Source organism: Streptomyces sp. NPDC102360 (genome assembly GCF_044766085.1).
GTDB lineage: Bacteria > Actinomycetota > Actinomycetes > Streptomycetales > Streptomycetaceae > Streptomyces.
The window spans coordinates 116,088-133,668 of record NZ_JBIWLG010000002.1 but is presented as its reverse complement, the minus strand read 5'-3'; the positions used below and the strand labels follow the sequence as shown (position 1 = coordinate 133,668).

At 71.1% G+C, this 17,581-nt stretch carries 15 protein-coding genes; all 15 read left to right on the top strand.

Going from position 1 to position 17,581, the window contains the following annotated elements; all coding sequences use genetic code 11:
* Positions 1-153: 153 nt before the first annotated feature.
* The 15 genes from hpnC to ACIRHA_RS10145 all read left to right on the top strand — a co-directional run bounded on the left by hpnC (position 154) and on the right by ACIRHA_RS10145 (position 17,526).
* On the top strand, positions 154-1,056 hold the full coding sequence (hpnC, locus tag ACIRHA_RS10215; protein WP_403844395.1) for a squalene synthase HpnC: 903 nt from the start codon (positions 154-156) through the stop codon (positions 1,054-1,056).
* Positions 1,053-2,015: a presqualene diphosphate synthase HpnD gene (gene hpnD, locus ACIRHA_RS10210; RefSeq protein WP_403842531.1), complete on the top strand. Its 963-nt coding sequence runs from the start codon at positions 1,053-1,055 to the stop codon at positions 2,013-2,015. The genes hpnC and hpnD overlap by 4 nt, the downstream gene beginning before the upstream one ends.
* On the top strand, positions 2,015-2,188 hold the full coding sequence (locus tag ACIRHA_RS10205; protein ID WP_385768160.1) for a DUF6380 family protein: 174 nt from the start codon (positions 2,015-2,017) through the stop codon (positions 2,186-2,188). The genes hpnD and ACIRHA_RS10205 overlap by 1 nt, the downstream gene beginning before the upstream one ends.
* Positions 2,185-3,630 (top strand): hydroxysqualene dehydroxylase HpnE, encoded by a 1,446-nt coding sequence (hpnE, locus tag ACIRHA_RS10200; protein ID WP_403842528.1) that lies wholly within the window; start codon positions 2,185-2,187, stop codon positions 3,628-3,630. Before ACIRHA_RS10205 ends, hpnE begins: the two co-directional genes overlap by 4 nt.
* A gap of 50 nt (positions 3,631-3,680) precedes the next feature.
* Positions 3,681-4,796, top strand: a complete 1,116-nt coding sequence (locus tag ACIRHA_RS10195; RefSeq protein WP_403844393.1) for a polyprenyl synthetase family protein — start codon at positions 3,681-3,683, stop codon at positions 4,794-4,796.
* A 101-nt stretch (positions 4,797-4,897) separates the two neighbouring features.
* Entirely contained in the window at positions 4,898-6,904 is a 2,007-nt protein-coding gene (gene shc / locus ACIRHA_RS10190; protein ID WP_403842525.1) for a squalene--hopene cyclase, read from the top strand.
* On the top strand, positions 6,904-7,560 hold the full coding sequence (locus ACIRHA_RS10185; protein WP_403842522.1) for a 1-hydroxy-2-methyl-2-butenyl 4-diphosphate reductase: 657 nt from the start codon (positions 6,904-6,906) through the stop codon (positions 7,558-7,560). The genes shc and ACIRHA_RS10185 overlap by 1 nt, the downstream gene beginning before the upstream one ends.
* 6 nt (positions 7,561-7,566) lie before the next feature.
* Entirely contained in the window at positions 7,567-8,589 is a 1,023-nt protein-coding gene (hpnH, locus tag ACIRHA_RS10180; RefSeq protein ID WP_403842519.1) for an adenosyl-hopene transferase HpnH, read from the top strand.
* Positions 8,590-8,596: 7 nt separating this feature from the next.
* A complete protein-coding gene (gene ispG, locus ACIRHA_RS10175) occupies positions 8,597-9,760 on the top strand; it encodes a flavodoxin-dependent (E)-4-hydroxy-3-methylbut-2-enyl-diphosphate synthase (protein ID WP_403842516.1) in 1,164 nt (387 codons plus the stop codon).
* Positions 9,761-9,793: 33 nt separating this feature from the next.
* The gene (dxs, locus tag ACIRHA_RS10170; RefSeq protein ID WP_403842513.1) at positions 9,794-11,683 is read left to right on the top strand and encodes a 1-deoxy-D-xylulose-5-phosphate synthase; all 1,890 of its coding nucleotides are present in this window, start codon (positions 9,794-9,796) and stop codon (positions 11,681-11,683) included.
* Between the two features lie 22 nt (positions 11,684-11,705).
* Positions 11,706-13,091, top strand: coding sequence for an aspartate aminotransferase family protein (locus ACIRHA_RS10165; RefSeq protein ID WP_403842510.1), 1,386 nt, complete (start codon positions 11,706-11,708; stop codon positions 13,089-13,091).
* Between the two features lie 129 nt (positions 13,092-13,220).
* A complete protein-coding gene (locus ACIRHA_RS10160; protein ID WP_403842507.1) occupies positions 13,221-13,874 on the top strand; it encodes a helix-turn-helix domain-containing protein in 654 nt (217 codons plus the stop codon).
* Complete coding sequence (locus ACIRHA_RS10155; RefSeq protein WP_327660349.1) at positions 13,867-14,034, top strand: DUF6126 family protein; 168 nt, start codon at positions 13,867-13,869, stop codon at positions 14,032-14,034. Before ACIRHA_RS10160 ends, ACIRHA_RS10155 begins: the two co-directional genes overlap by 8 nt.
* Before the next feature lie 142 nt (positions 14,035-14,176).
* Complete coding sequence (locus ACIRHA_RS10150) at positions 14,177-15,007, top strand: ABC transporter ATP-binding protein (RefSeq protein ID WP_403842505.1); 831 nt, start codon at positions 14,177-14,179, stop codon at positions 15,005-15,007.
* Positions 15,007-17,526 carry an ABC transporter permease gene (locus tag ACIRHA_RS10145; protein WP_403844391.1) on the top strand — a complete coding sequence of 840 codons (2,520 nt, stop codon included), beginning with the start codon at positions 15,007-15,009 and terminating at the stop codon, positions 17,524-17,526. Before ACIRHA_RS10150 ends, ACIRHA_RS10145 begins: the two co-directional genes overlap by 1 nt.
* The last annotated feature ends 55 nt before the right edge of the window (positions 17,527-17,581 follow it).

The window sequence follows — 17,581 nt, the reverse complement described above, 5'->3', positions numbered from 1 at the left end:
GGTCGGCCAAGCGGCGTGTCCGAAATGAGATGCATTGGGTCCGCAGTGTAGAACGGGAGTTGTGACGGCAATGGCTATGGAAACTCTCCAGCTCCACGGGGCTTTCGCCGTCCTCGGGGAAGTGGGCCGCACCCGGTGAGCGCACACGCCCGAGTGCGCCCCGAGAGCCCTGACGACACAGCGAGCCCGGTGAGCGCCACCCTCGACAAGGCCGCCGAGGAGAACTTCCCGGTCGCCCCCTTCTTCCTGCCGCGCGCCTGGCGCGACGACCTGATGGCCGTATACGGGTTCGCACGCCTCGTCGACGACATCGGCGACGGCGACCTCGCCCCCGGCGGCGCGGACGCCCGCTTCCTGGGCGTGTCACCCGATCGGGCGCACGACCGCCTCGCGATGCTGGACGCCTTCGAGGCCGACCTGCGGAAGGTCTTCGACGGGGCACCCCGGCATCCGCTCCTGAAGGCGCTGCAGCCCACCGTCCGCCGCCGCTCGCTGACCCCCGAGCCGTTCCTCGGCCTCATCGCCGCGAACCGCCAGGACCAGCTGGTCACGCGCTACGAGACGTACGACGACCTGCTCGCCTACTGCGAGCTGTCCGCCAACCCCGTGGGCCGCCTCGTCCTCGCCATCACCGGCACCGCGACCCCCGAGCGCATCCGCCTCTCGGACGCGGTCTGCACCGCGCTCCAGATCGTCGAGCACCTCCAGGACGTGGCCGAGGACCTGGACCGCGACCGGATCTACCTGCCGGCCGAAGACCTGAAGAAGTTCCACGTCGACGAGAGCGATCTCGCCGCGCCGACCGCCGGCGCATCGGTGCGCGCGCTGGTCGCGTACGAGGCCGAACGCGCCCTGAAGCTGCTGAATGAAGGCACCCCCTTGGTGGGTAGCGTCCACGGCAGGCTGAAGCTGCTGCTGGCAGGGTTCGTCGGAGGGGGGAAGGCGGCGGTCCACGCGATCACCGCCGTTTCGTACGACGTGCTTCCGGGACCACCCAAACCCACCAAGGCGCGATTGCTGCGCGAGGTGGGAGCGACTCTGCGAGGAGAGGGGTGAGCAAGACCGTGGAGTCAGACCAGACCGTGTCGGCGCCGGTGCTCGCCGCATACAGCTACTGCGAGACCGTCACCGGCCAGCAGGCCCGCAACTTCGCCTACGGGATCCGGCTGCTGCCGACCTCGAAGCGGCGCGCCATGTCGGCCCTGTACGCGTTCTCGCGCCGCGTGGACGACATCGGCGACGGCGGCCTCGAACCCGACATCAAGGCGCACCGGCTCGACGAGACCAGGACGCTGCTCGCCCGGGTCCAGGACGGCAAGGTCGAGGAGGACGACACCGACCCGGTGGCCGTCGCCCTGGCCGACGCCGCGAGCCGCTTCCCGATCCCGCTGGACGGGCTCGACGAGCTGATCGACGGTGTCCTGATGGACCTGCGCGGCGAGACCTATGAGACCTGGGACGACCTGAAGGTCTACTGCCGGTGCGTCGCGGGCGCCATCGGGCGGGTCTCGCTGGGCGTGTTCGGCACGGAACCGGGGGCGCGCGGCGTCGAGCGGGCGCCGGAGCTCGCCGACACGCTCGGCCTCGCGCTGCAACTCACCAACATCCTGCGCGATGTGCGCGAGGACGCCGAGGACGGGCGCACCTATCTGCCCGCCGACGACCTCGCGAAGTTCGGCTGCTCGGCCGGGTTCCACGGACCCGTGCCCCCGGCAGGCTCGGACTTCGCCGGACTCGTGCACTTCGAAGTGCGGCGCGCCCGCGCCCTGTTCGCCGAGGGCTACCGCCTCCTTCCCATGCTCGACCGGCGCTCCGGCGCCTGCGTCGCCGCCATGGCCGGCATCTACCGCCGACTGCTCGACCGCATCGAGCGCGACCCCGAGGCCGTGCTGCGCGGCCGGGTCTCGCTGCCCGGACACGAGAAGGCGTACGTCGCCGTGCGCGGCCTGTCGGGCCTTGACACCCGCACCGTCGTGCGCGGCGCCACCCGCGGCACCGCCAGGAGGCGCGCCTGATGGACACCGCGGGCCAGGGTGACATGGCGAGAACCAAGCGGCGGGCAACCCTCCGCCGCGGCGCCGCGTCCCTGCATGCAACGGTCGGTCGCGTGTTCGCCACACCCGTCGAACCCGGCCCCACGCAGGCCGTACGCACCACCGAAGGCACCACCCAGGGGGAGGGCGCATGAGCGAGGGGAGCACGGCTGACGACGTGCGCGAGGCGGACTCCGCCGGGGGCCGCGCCCGGCCCACCGCGGTGGTCGTCGGCGGTGGGCTCGCGGGGATCACCTCCGCGCTCGCCCTCGCCGACGGCGGCATGGACGTCACTCTCCTCGAAGGGCGCCCCCGGCTCGGCGGCCTCGCGTTCTCCTTCAAGCGCGGCGACCTCACCGTCGACAACGGCCAGCACGTGTACCTGCGCTGCTGCACCGCCTACCGCTGGTTCCTCGACCGCGTCGACGCCACCTCGCTCGCGCCCCTGCAGGAACGACTCGACGTGCCCGTACTGGACGCCGAGAAGAACCGCCTCGGCAGACTGCGGCGCACCGCGCTGCCCGTGCCGCTGCACCTGGCCAAGAGCCTCGCCACGTACCCGCACCTGTCGCTCGCCGAGCGCGCCGCCGTCGGCCGGGCCGCGCTCGCCCTCAAGGGCCTCGACCCCGCCGATCCGGCGCTCGACAAGCGGGACTTCGGCTCCTGGCTGGCCGAGCACGGTCAGTCGCAGCGGGCCATCGAGGCGCTGTGGGACCTCGTCGGCGTCGCGACGCTGAACGCGGTGGCGGGCGAGTCCTCGCTGGGCCTTGCCGCCATGGTCTTCAAGACCGGGCTGCTGTCCGAGCCCGGCGCCGCCGACATCGGGTGGGCCAAAGTGCCCCTCGGTGAACTCCACGACACTCTCGCCCGCAAGGCGCTCGACTCCGCGGGCGTACGCACCGGACTCCGTACACGCGTCACCTCCATCTCCCGTACGGACAACGGCCGTTGGGCCGTCGAGGTTCCCGAAGGGCCGGATACTTCCGGCCGGATTCTCGCCGCCGACACCGTCGTGCTCGCCGTGCCCCAGCGCGAGGCGCACGACCTGCTGCCCGACCAGGCGCTCGACGACAAGAAGCGGCTGCTCGACATCGGCACCGCGCCGATCCTCAACCTGCACGTCGTCTACGGCCGCAAGGTCCTCAAGCAGCCCTTCTTCACCGCGCTCGGCTCACCCGTCCAGTGGGTCTTCGACCGCACGGACGCCTCAGGCCTGGCCCGTACGCTGCCGGGCGCCCAGTACCTCGCCGTCTCCCAGTCGGCCGCGCGGGACGACATCGACGCGCCGGTCGCCACCCTGCGCGAGCGGTACCTGCCGGAGCTGGAGCGGCTGCTGCCCGCCGCGCGCGGTGCCACCATCCACGACTTCTTCGTCACCCGGGAACGGACGGCGACCTTCGCGCCGACCCCCGGGGTCGGCGAACTGCGGCCCACGGCCCTCACCAATGCCCCCGGCCTGTACCTGGCCGGCGCGTGGACCGCCACCGGGTGGCCCGCGACCATGGAAGGCGCTGTCCGCAGCGGCACCAGTGCCGCCGACGCGGCGCTCGCCGCGCTCGGCCGCCCCCGCGGCCACCTGTACCGGGAGGCGGCGTGACGTACGAACTTCCCACGGTCGACGTGACCAGCGAACTTCCGTCGGTGGAGATGCCGACAACACCGACAACGGTGAATCCGGTAAATCAAGGAGAGACTGTGCCACCTGTGCCCTCGGCCCCAGAGGCTGCCGACGCGGTGGACGTGACCGCGCTTTTGGAGCGCGGCCGAACCCTGGCCACCCCCGTGCTGAAGGCGGCGGTGGACCGCCTGGCGGCACCGATGGACACCGTCGCCGCCTACCACTTCGGCTGGATCGACGCCGAGGGCAACCCGGCCGACGGTGACGGCGGCAAGGCCGTGCGCCCCGCCCTGGCCGTGCTGTCCGCGCAGGCCGCGGGCGCCGACCCGGAGGTCGGCGTGCCGGGCGCCGTCGCGGTCGAGCTCGTCCACAACTTCTCGCTGCTGCACGACGACCTGATGGACGGCGACGAGCAGCGCCGCCACCGCGACACCGTGTGGAAGGTGCACGGCCCCGCCCAGGCGATCCTCGTCGGCGACGCCCTCTTCGCGCTGGCCAACGAGGTCATCCTGGAGCTGGAGACCGTCGACGCCGGCCGCGCCACGCGCCGCCTGACCACCGCGACCCGCGCCCTCATCGACGGCCAGGCGCAGGACATCGGCTTCGAGCACCGCGAGCGCGTCAGCGTCGTCGAGTGCCTGGAGATGGAGGGCAACAAGACGGGCGCCCTGCTCGCCTGCGCCTCATCCATCGGCGCGGTCCTCGGCGGCGCCGACGACGCCACCGCCGACGCCCTGGAGAAGTACGGCTACCACCTGGGCCTCGCCTTCCAGGCCGTCGACGACCTGCTCGGCATCTGGGGCGACCCCGAGTCGACCGGCAAGCAGACCTGGAGCGACCTGCGCCAGCGCAAGAAGTCCCTCCCGGTCGTCGCCGCCCTCGGCGCCGGAGGCCCGGCCTCCGAGCAGCTCGGCGAGCTCCTCGCCGCCGATGCCAAGGACGTTGACTTCGACACCTTCACCGAGGCGGACTTCGCCGCCCGCGCCGCCCTCATCGAGGAGGCCGGCGGGCGCGAGTGGACCGCGGAAGAAGCGCGGCGCCAGTACGCCGTCGCCCTCGAAGCCCTGGACTCCGTCCAGATGTCAGCCACGGTGCGCGCCCAGTTCGTGGCGCTCGCCGACTTCGTCGTCGTACGAAAGAGATGATCACTATCGGCCGCATATGACTCGCAGTCGCCGGCCGGTGTCCCGCCAGGGCTCCGGCCGACGGTTACCCAGCATCAGAACCACTGCATGAAGGGATAGCCATGACAGCGACGACCGACGGAAGCTCCGGAGCCACGGCACCGCAGACGACCTCGGCCACCACTGCCCAACTGACCGACACGACCCCCGGGGCGGCCGGGACCCAAGCCGCCGCAGGACGAGCCATACAGCGTGCCACGGACTTCCTGCTCGCGCGGCAGGACGACCGGGGCTGGTGGAAGGGCGACCTCGACACCAACGTGACGATGGATGCCGAAGACCTGCTGCTGCGCCAGTTCCTCGGCATCAGGGACAAGGCCACCACCGACGCCGCCGCGCTGTTCATCCGCGGCGAGCAGCGCGAGGACGGCACCTGGGCCACCTTCTACGGCGGGCCCGGCGAACTGTCCACCACCATCGAGGCGTACGTCGCGCTGCGCCTGGCCGGTGACTCCCCGGACGACGCGCACATGGCCAGGGCCTCGGCGTGGATCCGCGAGCGCGGCGGCATCGCCGAGTCCCGCGTGTTCACCCGGATCTGGCTGGCCCTGTTCGGCTGGTGGAAGTGGGACGACCTCCCCGAACTCCCGCCGGAGCTCATCTACTTCCCCAAATGGATGCCGCTCAACATCTACGACTTCGGCTGCTGGGCCCGGCAGACGATCGTGCCGCTCACGGTGGTGTCCTCGAAGCGCCCGGTGCGTCCCGCGCCGTTCCCGCTGGACGAGCTGCACACCGACCCGAGCGACCCGAACCCGGCCAAACCCCTTGCCCCGGTGGCCAGTTGGGACGGCGCGTTCCAGCGGCTCGACAAGATCATGCACGGCTACCAGAAGGTGGCCCTGAAGCGGCTGCGCAAGGCGGCCGTCAACTCCGCGGCCCGCTGGATCATCGAGCGACAGGAGAACGACGGCTGCTGGGGCGGCATCCAGCCGCCCGCCGTCTACTCCGTCATCGCGCTCCACCTGCTCGGCTACGACATCGAACACCCGGTTCTCAAGGCCGGGTTGGCGTCCCTCGACCGGTTCGTCGTGTGGCGCGAGGACGGGGCCCGGATGATCGAGGCCTGCCAGTCGCCGGTGTGGGACACGTGCCTGGCGACCATCGCGCTCGCCGACGCGGGCCTGCCCGCCGACCATCCGGCGCTCGTCAGGGCGGCCGAGTGGATGATCACCGAGCAGATCGACCGGCCCGGTGACTGGTCCGTGCGCAAGCCCCAACTGGAGCCGGGCGGTTGGGCGTTCGAGTTCGACAACGACAACTACCCCGACATCGACGACACCGCCGAGGTCGTCCTCGCGCTGCGCCGGGTGAAACACCCCGACAAGGCGCGCGTCGAGAGGGCCATCGAGCGCGGCATGCGCTGGACCCTCGGGATGCAGTCGAAGAACGGCGCCTGGGGCGCCTTCGACGTCGACAACACCAGCCCGTTCCCCAACCGGCTGCCGTTCTGCGACTTCGGCGAGGTCATCGACCCGCCGTCCGCCGACGTCACCGGGCACGTCGTCGAGATGCTCGCCGTCGAGGGGCACACGCGCGACCCGCGCACCCGGCGCGGCATCGAGTGGCTGCTCGCCGAACAGGAGGCGAACGGCGCCTGGTTCGGCCGCTGGGGCGTCAACTACGTCTACGGCACAGGCTCTGTGGTGCCCGCGCTGATCGCGGCCGGGCTGCCCGCCTCGCACCCCGCGGTCAGACGGGCCGTCAGCTGGCTGGAGTCGGTCCAGAACGAGGACGGCGGCTGGGGCGAGGACCTGCGCTCGTACCGCTACGAGGACTGGAAGGGGCACGGCGCCTCGACCGCCTCACAGACCGGCTGGGCGCTGCTCGCGCTGCTCGCGGCGGGGGAGCGGGAGTCGAAGGCCGTCGAGCGCGGCGTCACGTATCTCGCCGACACCCAGACCGAGGACGGCACCTGGGACGAGCCGTACTTCACCGGGACCGGCTTCCCCTGGGACTTCTCGATCAACTACCACCTGTACCGGCAGGTGTTCCCGCTGACCGCGCTCGGCCGGTACGTCAACGGCGAGCCCTTCAGTGACAAGGTCGCCGCCGCCAAGGGGAGCTGATGACCGCATCGCCGACGGACCGGCCCCCGCAGGCCGCGCCGCTGCTGGTCGCCTGTGCGCTCGGCATCGAGCACCTCGCGCTGCGCAGCGGCAACCGGGCCGGGGCCACGAGCCCCGTGACCGTGCTGCGTACGGGCATGGGGCCCAAGGCCGCCGAGCACGCGGTGACCCGCGCTCTCGGTGACGCCGTGCTGCGCGACGCCGCCGTCGTGGCCACCGGGTTCTGCGCCGGGCTCGCGCCCGGCATGCACCCCGGTGACCTGGTCGTGGCCGAGGAGACCCGTGACACGCACGGCGCCACGCCGTGCGCGGGCACGGACCTCCTCGTCAAGGAGCTGGTCAGGGCCGTGCCCGGCAGGACCGTACACACCGGTCCGCTGACCGGCTCGGACCACGTGGTGCGCGGTCACGAGCGCGCCGACCTGCTCGCGACCGGCGCGATCGCCGTCGACATGGAGTCGGCCGCGACCCTTCGTACGGCGTGCACGGCGCGCGAGCGCCCGGTTGCGGCCGTCCGGGTGATCGTGGACGCTCCCGAACATGAACTCGTCCGGATCGGCACCGTTCGCGGTGGACTATCGGCTTTCCGTGTCCTTCGTGCCGTCCTACCCGCCTTTTTTGAATGGCACCGTTCTTTGCTGCTCCCTCGGAGGTGAGCCCAGATGGCCATGCCGCTTCGTCAATCCATCAAGGTCGCGACATATCTCGCTGAACAGAAGATCCGCCGGCGGGACAAGTTTCCGCTCATCGTCGAATTGGAGCCGCTGTACGCCTGCAACCTGGCGTGCGAGGGATGCGGAAAGATCCAGCACCCGGCCGGTGTGCTGAAGCAGCGCATGCCCGTCGCGCAGGCCGTCGGCGCCGTCCTCGAATCGGGTGCCCCGATGGTGTCCATCGCCGGTGGTGAACCGCTGATGCACCCTCAGATCGATGAGATCGTGCGGCAGTTGGTGGCCAAGAAGAAGTACGTCTTCCTGTGCACCAACGCGCTGCTGATGCGCAAGAAGATGGACAAGTTCAAGCCGTCCCCGTTCTTCGCCTTCACCGTGCACATCGACGGCATGCGGGAGCGGCACGACGAGTCCGTCGCCAAGGAAGGCGTCTTCGACGAGGCGATCGAGGCGATCAAGGAGGCCAAGCGGCGCGGCTTCCGTGTCACCACGAACTCGACGTTCTTCAACACGGACACCCCGCAGAACATCATCGAGGTGCTCAACTACCTCAACGACGACCTCGCGGTCGACGAGATGATGATCTCGCCCGCGTACGCCTACGAGAAGGCGCCCGACCAGGACCACTTCCTCGGCGTCACGCAGACCCGCGAGCTGTTCAAGAAGGCCTTCGCGGGCGGCAACCGGCGCCGGTGGCGGCTCAACCACTCGCCCCTGTTCCTCGACTTCCTCGAGGGCAAGGTCGACTTCCCGTGCACCGCGTGGGCCATCCCCAACTACTCGCTCTTCGGGTGGCAGAGGCCCTGCTATCTGATGGCCGACGGGTACGTGACGACGTACAAGAAGCTCATCGAGGAGACCGACTGGGACGCCTACGGCCGCGGCAAGGACCCGCGCTGCGACAACTGCATGGCGCACTGCGGCTACGAGCCGACCGCCGTGCTCGCCACGATGGGGTCGCTGAAGGAGTCCATTCGCGCCATGTCCGAGACCGTCGCCGGGAACCGTGGGTGAGCGCGTCATGAACGGAGAGCCTGTTTCATTGGGCCTCCCCGAGGTGCCGGTCCGACCCATCGCTGAACGGCGAGTCAGCCGTCAGATCCAGGTCGGACCGGTGGCCGTGGGAGCCGGGGCGCCCGTTTCCGTGCAGTCGATGACCACGACCCGCACGTCCGACATCGGCGCGACGCTGCAGCAGATCGCCGAACTGACCGCCTCCGGCTGCCAGATCGTGCGCGTGGCCTGCCCCACGCAGGACGACGCGGACGCGCTCGCGACCATCGCGCGCAAATCGCAGATCCCCGTGATCGCGGACATCCACTTCCAGCCGAAGTACGTGTTCGCCGCCATCGACGCGGGGTGCGCTGCGGTGCGCGTGAACCCGGGCAACATCAAGCAGTTCGACGACAAGGTCAAGCAGATCGCGCGGGCGGCGTCGGACGCCGGCACACCGATCCGCATCGGGGTCAACGCCGGCTCGCTGGACCGGCGGCTGCTCCAGAAGTACGGCAAGGCGACACCGGAAGCCCTGGTGGAGAGCGCTCTGTGGGAGGCCTCGCTCTTCGAGGAACACGGCTTCCGGGACATCAAGATCTCGGTGAAGCACAACGACCCGGTGGTGATGGTCAACGCGTACCGGCAGCTCGCCGCCGCGTGCGACTACCCGCTGCACCTTGGTGTCACCGAGGCAGGTCCCGCGTTCCAGGGGACCATCAAGTCCGCCGTGGCCTTCGGAGCGCTGCTCTCCGAGGGCATCGGTGACACCATCCGGGTCTCGCTGTCCGCGCCGCCCGCCGAGGAGTGCAAGGTCGGCATCCAGATCCTGGAGTCGCTCGGCCTCAGGGAGCGGCGCCTGGAGATCGTGTCGTGCCCGTCCTGCGGGCGCGCACAGGTGGACGTCTACAAGCTCGCCGACGAGGTGACCGCCGGGCTCGACGGCATGGAAGTGCCGCTTCGGGTGGCCGTCATGGGGTGTGTGGTCAACGGTCCCGGCGAGGCGCGCGAGGCCGACCTCGGTGTCGCGTCCGGCAACGGCAAGGGCCAGATCTTCGTCAAGGGCGAGGTCATCAAGACCGTCCCCGAGTCGAAGATCGTGGAGACGCTGATCGAAGAGGCGATGAAGATCGCCGAACAGATGGAGAAGGACGGCGCCGCGTCGGGAGCTCCCGACGTCACCGTGAGCTGATTTCTTACGTACGGAGGGGAAGGGGGCTCGAGCGTGACGATTCTGGAAAGCATCCGGGGGCCGCGCGACCTGAAGGCACTGAGCGAGGAGGAGGTCGCCGAACTGGCCCATGAGGTCAGGGAGTTCCTGATTCACGCGGTCGCGAGGACGGGGGGCCACCTCGGGCCGAACCTGGGCGTGGTGGAACTGTCCATCGCGCTGCACCGGGTCTTCGAATCGCCGGTCGACCGCCTCGTGTGGGACACCGGCCACCAGAGCTATGTGCACAAGCTTCTGACGGGCCGCCAGGACTTCTCCAAGCTGCGCGGCAAGGGCGGTCTGTCCGGCTACCCCTCGCGCGAGGAGTCCGAGCACGACGTCGTGGAGAACTCGCACGCCTCCACGGCGCTCGGCTGGGCCGACGGACTCGCCAAGGCGCGCCAGGTGCAGCGGGAGAGCGGGCACGTCGTCGCCGTCATCGGTGACGGCGCGCTGACCGGCGGCATGGCCTGGGAGGCCCTGAACAACATCGCGGCCGCGAAGGACCGGCCGCTGATCATCGTCGTCAACGACAACGAACGCTCCTACGCACCCACCATCGGTGGCCTCGCCAACCATCTGGCGACGCTGCGCACCACCGACTCGTACGAGAAGGTGCTGGCCTGGGGCAAGGACGTGCTCCTGAAGACCCCCGTGGTCGGGCACACGGTCTACGAGTCGCTGCACGGCGCGAAGAAGGGCTTCAAGGACGCGTTCGCGCCGCAGGGCATGTTCGAGGACCTGGGCCTGAAGTACGTGGGTCCCATCGACGGCCATGACGTGGGCGCCGTCGAATCCGCGCTGCGGCGGGCAAAGCGCTTCCACGGCCCGGTACTTGTGCACTGTCTCACCGAGAAGGGGCGCGGCTACGAGCCCGCGCTCGCCGACGAGGCCGACCGTTTTCATACGGTCGGCGTGATGGATCCGCTCACCTGTGAACCGCTCGCACCCTCCAACGGGCCTTCCTGGACGTCAGTGTTCGGGGACGAGATCGCGGCGATCGGGCGCGAGCGCGAGGACGTCGTCGCGATCACCGCGGCGATGCTGCACCCGGTGGGGCTCACCAAGTTCGCGGAGCAGTTCCCCGAGCGGGTGTGGGACGTCGGGATCGCCGAACAGCACGCCGCCGTCTCGGCCGCCGGACTCGCAACGGGCGGACTGCATCCGGTGGTTGCGGTGTACGCGACCTTCCTCAACCGGGCCTTCGACCAGCTGTTGATGGACGTCGCACTGCACAAGTGCGGGGTGACGTTCGTGCTCGACCGGGCCGGGGTCACCGGCGCCGACGGGCCCTCCCACAACGGTATGTGGGACATGTCCGTGCTCCAGGTCGTGCCGGGCCTGCGGATCGCCGCGCCGCGCGACGCCGACCAACTCCGCTTGCAGCTGCGGGAAGCGGTCGCCGTGGACGACGCGCCGACCATGCTGCGGTTCCCCAAGGAGTCGGTGGGCGCGCCGATCGCCGCGGTCGACCGGGTCGGCGGCATCGACGTACTGCACCGGACCGAGGAGCCGCGGGTGCTTCTCGTGTCGGTCGGCGTCATGGCGCCGGTGTGCCTGCAGACCGCCGATCTGCTCGAGGCACGCGGCATCAACTGCACGGTCGTCGACCCGCGTTGGGTCAAACCCGTCGACCCCGATCTCGCGCCGCTGGCCGCCGCGCACGAGCTGGTCGCCGTCGTCGAGGACAACAGCAAGGCGGCGGGCGTCGGCTCGGCCGTCGCGCTCGCGCTCGGCGAGGCCGAAGTCGACGTGCCCGTACGGAGGTTCGGCATTCCCGAGCAGTTCCTGGAGCACGCCAAACGGGGCGAGGTGCTCGCCGACATCGGCCTGACACCCGTGGAGATCGCGGGCCGGATCAGCACCAGCTTGAATCTCATCGCGGGTAAGGAGAGCAGGGTATGAAGGCCGGTAAGGAGAGCAAGGTATGAGCAAGGAGTTCGACCTCGGCACGCTGCTCGCCGAGCGCGGCGCCGAACGGTACGAGCTGCACGCCAAGTACCTCAACCATCAGCTGCCGAAGATGCTCCACACCATCGGCTTCGACAAGGTCTACGAGCGGGCCGAGGGCGCGCACTTCTGGGACGCGGACGGCAACGACTACCTGGACATGCTCGCCGGATTCGGCGTCATGGGCCTCGGCCGGCACCACCCCGTCGTACGCAAGGCGCTGCACGACGTCCTCGACGCCTCGCTCGCCGACCTGACCCGCTTCGACTGCCAGCCGCTGCCGGGCCTGCTCGCCGAGAAGCTGCTGGCGCACAGTCCGCACCTGGACCGGGTGTTCTTCGGCAACAGCGGTACGGAGGCGGTCGAGACAGCGCTGAAGTTCGCGCGGTACGCGACCGGCAAGCCGCGGATCCTGTACTGCGCGCACGCATTCCACGGCCTGACGACGGGATCGTTGTCGGTGAACGGGGAGGACGGGTTCCGCGACGGCTTCGCGCCGCTGCTGCCCGACACCCCGGTGCCGCTCGGCGATCTCGACGCGCTGGCAAGGGAGTTGAAGAAGGGCGACGTCGCCGGACTCATCGTCGAACCGATCCAGGGCAAGGGTGTGCACGAGGCGCCGCCCGGCTATCTGCGGTCCGCGCAGGAGCTGCTGCGGGCGCACAAGGCGCTGCTGATCGCGGACGAGGTGCAGACCGGCCTCGGCCGCACCGGCGACTTCTACGCCTACCAGCACGAGGAGGGCGTCGAACCCGACCTGGTGTGCGTGGCGAAGGCACTGTCGGGCGGGTATGTGCCGGTCGGCGCGACGCTCGGCAAGGACTGGATCTTCAAGAAGGTCTACTCATCCATGGACCGGGTCCTCGTCCACTCGGCGAGCTTCGGCTCCAACGCGCAGGCGATGGCGGCGGGCCTCGCCGTCCTGTCCGTCATGGAGGACGAGGAGACCGTCGCGAACGCGCGCGTGATGGGCGAGCTGCTGAAGGCCCGGCTCGGTGCGCTGGTGGACCGCTACGAGCTGCTGAGCGACGTACGTGGCCGCGGCCTGATGATCGGCATCGAGTTCGGCCGCCCCAAGTCCCTCAAGTTGCGCGGCCGTTGGACGATGCTGCAGGCCGCGCGGAAGGGTCTGTTCGCGCAGATGGTCGTGGTGCCGCTGCTCCAGAAGCACCGGATCCTGACGCAGGTGTCCGGAGACCACCTCGAAGTCATCAAACTGATCCCGCCGCTGGTGGTGAACGAGGACGACGTCGAACGGTTCGTCGAGGCGTTCACGGCGGTCATGGACGACGCGCACAGTGGGGGCGGGCTGATGTGGGACTTCAGCAAGACGTTGATCAAGCAGGCGGTGGCGAACCGCTGAGGGCGCTGCGGCTTCGGCCGGCGTCGGGTGGTGGCGGGGGCTGCTGCCTCCGCCACTGCCCTCGCGTCGGCCTTTGCCTCTGAGGCAAGAAAGTTGCCGGAGGGGCACGGCTCTGGCTGAATCGACAGCATGAGCCCTGCCCTCTCGCCGGACGAGGCGGACGGTGCGGAGGTTCCGGAACCCCCGGAACTTCCCGCCGTCGCACCCCAGCTCCGCGAACTGCGCCGCCGCGCGGCCCTCACCCTGGAGGCCGCCGCCGGATCCGCCGGTCTGTCACCGGCGCACCTCTCACGCCTGGAGACCGGACAGCGCCAGCCCTCGCTCCCGATGCTGCTCTCACTGGCCCGCATCTACGGTACGACCGTATCCGAACTCCTTGGCGAGACCCCCGCCGACCGTGACGCGGTCGTGCGCGGCGGCACGATGGAGGCCACCGAGGCCGGGGGCTGGACGTACCGGCAGGCCGGGTCGCCGGGCCGCGGCATGCAGGCGTTGCAGGTCCACGCGCCGTACGGGTCCCAGGGCGATGTCGTCCGCGTGCATCCGGGGGAGGAGTGGCTGTACGTCCTGTCGGGCCGCCTGCGGCTGCGGCTCGGGGACACGTCCTACCGGCTCGATCCGGGCGACAGCTCCCACTTCGACTCGCTCACGCCGCACCGTATCGCCGCCGTCGACGAGGGCGGCGTCGACTTCCTCTTCGTCCACACCTTGCTGCAGAGTCCGACGGCCGCGTTGTGCCTCGGGCCGTCGGCGGGATCGGTAAAGGAGACCCGTCATGGCTGACACGTCCGATGCGGCCGAGCCGACCCCGACCCCGGCCCGCCGCGACATAGAGGACAAGCTCCCGCGCGGCATTCTCGTTCGGGTCCTCGTGTACGTCTTCGCGGGGCATGCGCTGGCCGGGTTCATCTACTTGCTGTTCACGCTGGGCGGGAATCAGTGAGGCGGTACTCCGCGTGAGGCGGGACCCCCTACTGCGGTAGCACCTCCATGTTGGCTCCTGGGTATGACGCCAGGTACCCGGCCGTTCTCGCACACTCCTCTCCGTCAGAGCGAGGAAGAGTGCGAGAGGGCGCGACAGGGCCATGAGGCTACGCAGGGGCAAGCAGCGGACGATCGAGGACAACCGGCCGGAGGCACGGGCCGGCACGCCGGGTCTCGCTGTCGAACTGCGCGGTGTGCGGCGGCAGTACGGGCGCGGTGCCGGTGCGGTGCACGCCCTCGCGGGCGTCGATCTCGCTCTGCCGCGCGGCACGTTCACGGCCGTGATGGGGCCGTCCGGGTCCGGCAAGTCCACCTTCCTACAGTGCGCCGCCGGGCTCGACCGGCTGTCGGCGGGATCCGTGCGCCTCGGCGGCACGGAGATCACCGGCATGAGCGAGAACAGCCTCACCGAGCTGCGCCGCAGCCGCCTCGGCTTCGTCTTCCAGGCGTTCAATCTGCTGCCGTCGCTGACGGTGGAGCAGAACGTCCTGTTGCCCATGCGTCTGGCCGGGCGCCGCCAGGACCGGGGCCGGGCGGCCGCGATGCTCGCGCAGGTCGGGCTCGCGGACAAGGCGCGGCGCCGGCCGGGCGAGCTCTCCGGTGGCCAGCAGCAGCGGGTGGCCGTCGCCCGCGCCCTCGTCACGAGCCCCGACGTGGTGTTCGCCGACGAGCCCACCGGCGCCCTCGACACCGGCACCGCCGCCGAGGTCCTTGGCCTGCTCCGCAACGCCGTCGACCACCTCGGCGCCACCGTCGTCATGGTTACGCACGACCCTGCCGCGGCCGCCTGGGCCGACCGCGTGCTGTTCCTCGCCGACGGCGCCTTCGCCGACAGCCTGGAGCGCGGCTCGGCGGAGCAGATCGCGGCGCGGATGGCGACGCTCGCCGCCCGTACCTCCCGCGCGGGCGCGATGGCGGGAGCGGCGGCATGATGAGCCTCGCTCCCAACGGCCTCGCGCGAGCGGCCGTACGCTTCAAACCCGCCTCGTTCGCGGGCACCTTCGTCGCGCTGCTGATGTCGGCGCTGATCGTCGCGGCCTGCGGCACGCTGCTGGAGTCAGGGGTGCGCGCTTCGGTTCCGGCGGAGCGATACGCGAAGGTGCCGGTCGTGGCGGCGGCCGACCAGTCCGCGCGGATCGTCGCCGACACCGTCGACGGCCCCGAGGAATCCGCGTACCCGCTCCCGGACACCGCGCGCGTGGATGCCGGGCTCGCGGCGAAGGCGGCCCACGCGCCGGGCGCCGAGGCCGCGGTGGCGGACTTCACCTTCCCGGTGCGGCAGGGGAGCGGCGCGCTCACCGGCCACGGCTGGGGCTCGCACGCCTTCACCGGAACCGCGCTGTCCGCGGGCGCCGCGCCGCACACGGGAGAAGCGGTGCTCGACGCCGCAGCGGCCCGAACGGCGAAGGCCCAGGTAGGCGACACCGTCGCGCTCGAAACGGCGGCGGGACGCGCGGAGTTCCGGGTGTCCGGTATCGCCAGGTCCGGGGCCGGGGACACCACGTCGGCAGGCACAGCGACCGGAAGCAGCGCCACGGCCTGGTTCGCCGACGCGGAGGCCCCCGCGCTGTCCGGGCACCCCGGCAAGGCCGACGCCATCGCGGTACTGGCCAAGGGAGGAGCCGACACCGGGGCTCTCGCCACGGCCGTCGAGAAGGCGCTGGCCGGCTCCGGCGCGCAGGTGCTCACCGGCGACGACCGTGGCGAGGTCGAGGATCACGGCCTGGCTTACGCCAAGGAGACCCTCACCGCGCTCGGCGGCTCCTTCGGGGGGATCGCCACGCTGGTGGCCGTGTTCACCGCGGCCGGCACGGTAGCCCTCTCCGTCGGCCAGCGCAGCCGGGAGTTCGCGCTGCTGCGTGCTGTCGGCGCCACCCCGCGGCAGATCCGCCGGGCGGTCGCGGCGGAGGCGCTGCTCGTCGCGCCGCTCGCCGGGGTGCTCGGGTGCCTGCCGGGCATCGGGCTCGCGCATTGGTGGTTCGGGCAGCTGAAGGATCGTGGGGCCGTCCCGCAGGCGGTCGAGCTGCACGTGTCGTGGATCCCGCTGGTCGCCGCCGTCGGGACCGGGCTGCTCACTGCGCTCGGCGCGGGCTGGATCGCCGGGCGCAGGCCCGCGAAGATCAAGCCGGGTCAGGCGCTCGCCGAGGCCTCGGTGGAGCGGCTGCGGCCGGGTGTCGTCCGTACCGTGCTCGGCATCGCGGCGCTCGGCGGCGGCTCGGTGCTCGCCGGTGTCGCGGCCTCCACCGCAGGCGCCGACGCGGCGAACGCCTCGCTCGGCGTCGTCATGCTCTTCATGCTCGCCGTCGCCCTGCTCGGCCCGCTGCTGGCCCGGCTGTGCGCGGCGACCTTCGGCCTGCTGCTGCGCGGCGGCGGGGCCTCGGCCTCGCTGGCGGCCGCCAACTCCCGGACGAATTCCCGCCGGTCGGCCTCCGCGATCACGCCGATCGTGCTGGCGATGGCCTTCGCCTCGACGCTGGTCTTCATGCACACGAGCGAGAGCAAGGTCTCCGCGGACCAGCTGCGCGCGGGCATCACGGCGGACCACGCCGTCACCGATCCGGCAGGCCTGCCGGCGGGCGCCGCCGACCGGGCGGCCCGCGCTCCCGGTGTCGACGCGGCCGTGAGCCTGCTCGACACGCAGGTGCTCGTACCGGTCGACTTGGGAGGGGAGACCTCGCTGCAGGCGACCGCGGCCCAGGGCATCTCGGGCTCGGGCGGCGAGCTCGCCAAGGTGCAGGACCTGGATGTGCGCCGCGGCAGCCTGGACCGCGTGGGCGCGGGTCGCATCGCCATCGACAAGACCCTCGCGACGGCGGCGAAGGTGAAGGTGAAGGTGGGCGACAGGCTGCCGCTCCGTCTCCCCGACGGCACGAAGGCCCGCCCGCAGGTCGCCGCGGTATACGGCCGGGGCCTTGGCCTGGCGGCGGTGACGATGGACCGCGCCTCCCTCGCCGGACATGTCACATCGGGCTTCGACAGCACGCTGCTGGTGCGCGGCGGCGACGCCGGGCCGCTCACCGCACTCGGCAAGGTCACCGACGCCTCGGGCTACGCCGTCGCGCGGAGCGTGGACAGCGAAATGGGCGCCTGGTCCAACTACACGATGGCCGCGGTCCTGGGTGGCTTCGCCGCCGTCGCGGCGGTCAACACGCTGGTGATGACGGTCCTGGACCGCCGTCGCGAACTGACCGTGCTCCGCCTCGTCGGTTCCACGCGTCGCCAGGTGCTGCGGATGCTCCGCTGGGAGAGCCTGCTGGTGTCGGCGGCGGGGGTGCTGCTCGGCACCGCCATCGCGATGATCACGCTGACCCCGATGATGCGCGGCATGACGGGAGAATCCCCGTACATACCGCCGCTGCTGTACGGCACGTTCGCCGCGAGCGCGGTGTGTCTCGGTCTGCTCGCCGTGACCCTCCCCGCCCGCGCGGCACTTCGCGACAGGGAGGGGTGACGGCGGACCTCGGAGAGGTGCGCGGCAACGGGCGCCATGTGACGCCCGGCGCCGC

Excerpts from the sequence above, each read along its gene's own strand:
- ACIRHA_RS10205 (WP_385768160.1), top strand. The coding sequence starts at position 2,015 with ATGGACACCGCGGGCCAGGGTGACATGGCGAGAACCAAGCGGCGGGCA.
- hpnE (WP_403842528.1), top strand. The coding sequence starts at position 2,185 with ATGAGCGAGGGGAGCACGGCTGACGACGTGCGCGAGGCGGACTCCGCC.
- ACIRHA_RS10195 (WP_403844393.1), top strand. The coding sequence starts at position 3,681 with ATGCCGACAACACCGACAACGGTGAATCCGGTAAATCAAGGAGAGACT.
- shc (WP_403842525.1), top strand. The coding sequence starts at position 4,898 with ATGACAGCGACGACCGACGGAAGCTCCGGAGCCACGGCACCGCAGACG.
- ACIRHA_RS10185 (WP_403842522.1), top strand. The coding sequence starts at position 6,904 with ATGACCGCATCGCCGACGGACCGGCCCCCGCAGGCCGCGCCGCTGCTG.
- hpnH (WP_403842519.1), top strand. The coding sequence starts at position 7,567 with ATGGCCATGCCGCTTCGTCAATCCATCAAGGTCGCGACATATCTCGCT.
- ispG (WP_403842516.1), top strand. The coding sequence starts at position 8,597 with ATGAACGGAGAGCCTGTTTCATTGGGCCTCCCCGAGGTGCCGGTCCGA.
- ACIRHA_RS10165 (WP_403842510.1), top strand. The coding sequence starts at position 11,706 with ATGAGCAAGGAGTTCGACCTCGGCACGCTGCTCGCCGAGCGCGGCGCC.
- ACIRHA_RS10160 (WP_403842507.1), top strand. The coding sequence starts at position 13,221 with ATGAGCCCTGCCCTCTCGCCGGACGAGGCGGACGGTGCGGAGGTTCCG.
- ACIRHA_RS10155 (WP_327660349.1), top strand. The coding sequence starts at position 13,867 with ATGGCTGACACGTCCGATGCGGCCGAGCCGACCCCGACCCCGGCCCGC.
- ACIRHA_RS10150 (WP_403842505.1), top strand. The coding sequence starts at position 14,177 with ATGAGGCTACGCAGGGGCAAGCAGCGGACGATCGAGGACAACCGGCCG.
- ACIRHA_RS10145 (WP_403844391.1), top strand. The coding sequence starts at position 15,007 with ATGAGCCTCGCTCCCAACGGCCTCGCGCGAGCGGCCGTACGCTTCAAA.